The following is a 4,093-nucleotide window of genomic DNA, read 5'->3' as shown; positions in this document are numbered from 1 at the left end:
AAATTTCTGCCGCTGGTTGGGGGGCGGGGGCGCGGCGACGTTGGTCGGGCACGTCGCGGACTGGTTCGGCTCGGCGCACGCCCCGTTCGCGCCCGGTGCCGGGACGGGTCAGAACTCCTCGCCGACGGCGGCGGCCTCCACGGGCACGCGGTGCGGATCCCGGCGCTTGCGCAGGTCCACCAGCAGCAGGCCCGCCGAGACCACGCACAGCACCGCGGCCACCGCGAACGGGGCGTGCGCCGAGCCGAACCAGTCCGCGACGTGCCCGACCAACGTCGCCGCGACCGCGCCGCCGAACCAGCGGCAGAAGTTGTACCCGGCGCTGGCCACCGAGCGCGGCGCGTCGCTGATGCTCATCGCGGTCCCGGTGAACAGCGTGTTCAGCAGGCCCGAGGCGATACCGCTGAGGATCACCGCGACCACCACGACCGGTTTCGACCCGACCGCCATCACCAGCAGCAGCACCGCGTACAGCAGCACCGCGAGCACGGTCCCGCCCGCGTCGCCGAACCGGGCGGCGAGCTTCGGCGCGAGGGTCACGCCCGCCACCGCCACGCACAGGCCCCAGCCGAAGAACACCAGGCCGACCGCGATCGCCCCGAACTCCAGCACGAACGGCGCCCACGCGAGCACCACGAAGAACGCGGCCGTGTAGAAGGCGGAGCCGAGCGCGGTGCGCAGCAGCCCGCCGTGCCCGAGGGCGCGCAGCGGGTCGAGCAGCCGCACCTTCGGCCGCTTCGCCGGGTCCGCGTCGTCGGCGGGCAGGAACCCGGCCGAGAGCACCAGCGCGATCGCCATCAGCACCGCGGTACCCGCGAACGGCCCCCGCCAGGAGATGTTGCCCAGCAGCGCGCCGAGCAGCGGGCCGGTGGACAGGCCGATGCCGAGCGCCGCCTCGTACAGCAGGATCGCGGCCTGCTGGCCGCCGCTGGCCGCGCCGACGATCACCGACAGCGCGGTGGCGATGAAGAACGCGTTGCCCAGGCCCCACACCGCGCGCAGCGCCACCAGCTGCCCGATGGATCCGGCGACCGCGCAGGCCAGCGTGGCCAGCACGATCAGCACGAGGCCGGTGACGACGGTCCGCTTGGGCCCGAAGCGGGCGCTGAACGCGCCGGTGACGAGCATCGCCACCACCTGGACGCCCAGGTAGGACGAGAACAGCAGCGTCACCTGCTCGGGTCCGGCGTGCAGGGCTTGTGCGATGGACAGCAGGATCGGGTCCACCAGTCCGATGCCCATGAAGGCGATGACCGCGGCGAACGCGGTGATCCACACCGCTTTCGGCTGGCCCTTGAAGACGTCCAGCAACCGGACGTCGTGCGTGCCGCTCATCGGCCGCCACTCCTCAGCGTCTCGGGGTGAGCCGTTCCGCGTCTCGCGTGCCGCCCACCGGGTAGTTCGTTCGCAATGCTAACTTTCTGGTGGTTCTCCAGCCAGCCCGCATGAGCAGGCACACAGCCCGAACGGCTCCGTTCGCAGCAGCGCGACGCCGCGACCGGAGTAACCCGCCCGGCGCACCGCCCCTGCACCCGGTGCCGCGCCGCTCCTGCACCACCGCCGCGCCACCCCGGCACCACCCCGGCACCACCCCGGCACCACCGTCGCGCCACCGAGCAGGACGCGCCCGCGCCCCGGCTCCTACGATCGGCGACGTGACTCCCGCAGCCGTGCTCTTCGACCTCGACGGCGTCCTCGTCGACTCCGAACAACTCTGGGACCGCATCCGCCGCGACGTCGTCGCCGCCCACGGCGGCCGCTGGACCGACGACGCGACCCGGGCCATGCAGGGCATGAGCACCCCCGAATGGGCCCGCTACCTCGTCGACGACCTCGGCGCGCAGCTCACCGCCGACGACGCCGCCGAACGGGTCATCTCCGAGATGGCCCGCGTCTACGCCGCGGACGCGCCCGTGCTGCCCGGCGCCGCCGACACCCTGCGGCGCGTCGCCGAGCGGTTCCCCACCGCCATCGCCAGCTCCGCGCCGCCGCGGATCATCCAGGCGTTCCTAGACAGCACCGGCCTCACCGTCGGCGCCACCCTCTCCAGCGAGCAGGTCGGCGCGGGCAAACCCGCGCCCGACGTGTACCTGGAGGCCGCGCGGCTGCTCGGCACCTCCGCCGCCGACTGCGCCGCCGTCGAGGACTCCAGCAACGGGCTGCGCGCCGCCACCGCCTCCGGCGCCACCGTGTTCGCGGTGCCCAACGCCCACTTCCCGCCCGCCGAGGACGCCCTCGCCGGAGCGCACCGCGTGCTCGGCGACATCACCGAACTCCCCGCCGCGCTCGACGAACTCGGCTGACCGCCGGCCGCACGCCTGCCGCCGAACGGAGCAACTCAGCGCCCGAGCCGTTGACCTCGCCCCTGGGGCACACCGTTGAGTGCTCCTCCGGGAGAACACCCGGGATGAGGGGCAGGACGACATGGATCTCGAACGGAACGCGGGCCGGAGCGCGGCCGCACTGATCGCGGCAGGGCTCGCGGCCTCGCTGCTGGCGGTGCCGGCCTCGGCCGAGGGGACCGGGCCGGAGTGGGGGCCGTGCCCGGCGGACGTGGTGACCGACCCGCAGCCGGTGCAGTGCGCGGTCGTGCAGGTGCCGGTGGACTACTCCGACCCGGACGGCGCGCAGCTCGACCTCACGATCTCGCGGCTGGCCAGCCAGCACCCCGAGCGGCGGCGCGGGGTGCTGCTGCTCAACCCAGGCGGTCCGGGCGGCTCCGGGCTGTCCTTCGGCGCCGACCTGGCGAACCGGGGCCTGCCCGCGAGCGTGCTGGACGGCTACGACCTGATCGGGATGGACACCAGGGGAGTGGGCCACTCGTCCCCGGTGAGCTGCGGGTTCACCGACGAGCAGGCGCGCTACGGCAACATCCCGCCGTACGCGGTGGACGACGACGCCGCGGTCACCGAGCGGGCCGCGGAGGTGCGCACCATCGCCGAGCAGTGCGCCCAGCACGACGACGGGCGGTTGAGCAGCCTGACCACCGCGAACATGGCGCGCGACCTGGACCGGATCCGGGCCGCGCTCGGCGAGGAGAAGGCGAGCTTCTACGGGGCGTCCTACGGTTCCGCGCTGGGTGCCGCGTACGCCTCGATGTTCCCGGAGCGGGCCGACCGGGTGGTGCTGGACAGCAACATCGGCGACACCGCGCTGGACCGGGACGGGATGCGCCGGTTCGCGCTCGGCGCCGAGCAGGCCTTCCCGGACTTCGCGGCGTGGGTCGCGCAGCGCGGCGACTCCTACGGCCTCGGCGGCACCGAGGAGGAGGTGCGGCGCACCTACTTCGACCTCGCCGAACGCCTCGACGCCCAGCCGTTCGCGGGGGTGGACGGGGCGCAGTTCCGGCTGGCCACCTTCGTCGGGCTGTACGCCGAATCGACCTACGGCCGGACCGCGCAGCTCTGGCAGTCGCTGCGCGACTCCGACGAGGGCGCGGTGCGCGCGCAGCAGCTCGCCGGGGCCGACACCTCGGCGTTGGACAACTCGCTGTCGGTGTTCCTCGCGGTGACCTGCAACGACGTCGAATGGCCGGAGGACGTCGAGACCTACCGGCGCGGGGTGGCCGCGGACCGGGCGGAGTTCCCGCTGTTCGGCGCGGCCACCGCGAACGTGCTGCCCTGCGCGTTCTGGGCGCACGAGCCCGCCGAGCCGCGGGTGCCGGTCCTCGACGACGGGTCGGACGACGTGCTCATCGTGCAGAACCGGCGCGACCCGGTCACCCCGCACCGCGGCGGCGAGCTGCTCCGGGAGAAGTTCGGCGACCGCGCGCGGCTGGTCAGCACCGACGAGGCAGGGCACGGCGCCTACGTGCTCGGCGGCAACGCCTGCGTGCTGGACGTGACCACCAAGTTCCTGGTGGACGGCGAGCGCCCGGACCAGGACCTGTCCTGCCCGGCCTCCCGCTGATCGTCCCCGGTCCGGCGCGGGCGGGGTCGACCGCCCGGCCGGATCAGGCGGTGTTCAAGCGTTCCAGGCATTCCCTGGCCGCGTTGGACACCTGCTCGTCGGGGGGCTCGGCGGCAACGCCTGCGTGCTGGACGTGACCACCAAGTTCCTGGTGGACGGCGAGCGCCCGGACCAGGACCTGTCC

The 4,093-nt window shown here is 73.9% G+C and carries 3 protein-coding genes; 2 read left to right on the top strand and 1 reads right to left on the bottom strand.

Annotated elements, in window-relative coordinates:
- Positions 1–108 precede the first annotated feature (108 nt).
- Positions 109–1,335: an MFS transporter gene (locus LCD33_RS22850; RefSeq protein ID WP_224963168.1), complete on the bottom strand. Its 1,227-nt coding sequence runs from the start codon at positions 1,333–1,335 to the stop codon at positions 109–111.
- Positions 1,336–1,655: 320 nt separating this feature from the next.
- On the opposite strand from LCD33_RS22850, the gene LCD33_RS22845 reads away from it, so the two are divergent.
- Together LCD33_RS22845 and LCD33_RS22840 are read left to right on the top strand one after the other, a co-directional pair.
- Entirely contained in the window at positions 1,656–2,303 is a 648-nt protein-coding gene (locus tag LCD33_RS22845) for an HAD family phosphatase (RefSeq protein ID WP_224963166.1), read from the top strand.
- 121 nt (positions 2,304–2,424) lie between these two features.
- Positions 2,425–3,909: an alpha/beta hydrolase gene (locus LCD33_RS22840; RefSeq protein WP_224978261.1), complete on the top strand. Its 1,485-nt coding sequence runs from the start codon at positions 2,425–2,427 to the stop codon at positions 3,907–3,909.
- Positions 3,910–4,093 lie beyond the last annotated feature (184 nt).

The organism is Saccharopolyspora sp. 7B, assembly GCF_020177435.1.
GTDB classification, from domain to species: Bacteria; Actinomycetota; Actinomycetes; order Mycobacteriales; family Pseudonocardiaceae; genus Saccharopolyspora_C; species Saccharopolyspora_C gregorii.
The sequence above is the reverse complement of the archived record's forward strand: the minus strand, read 5'-3'. Positions and strand labels throughout refer to the sequence as shown.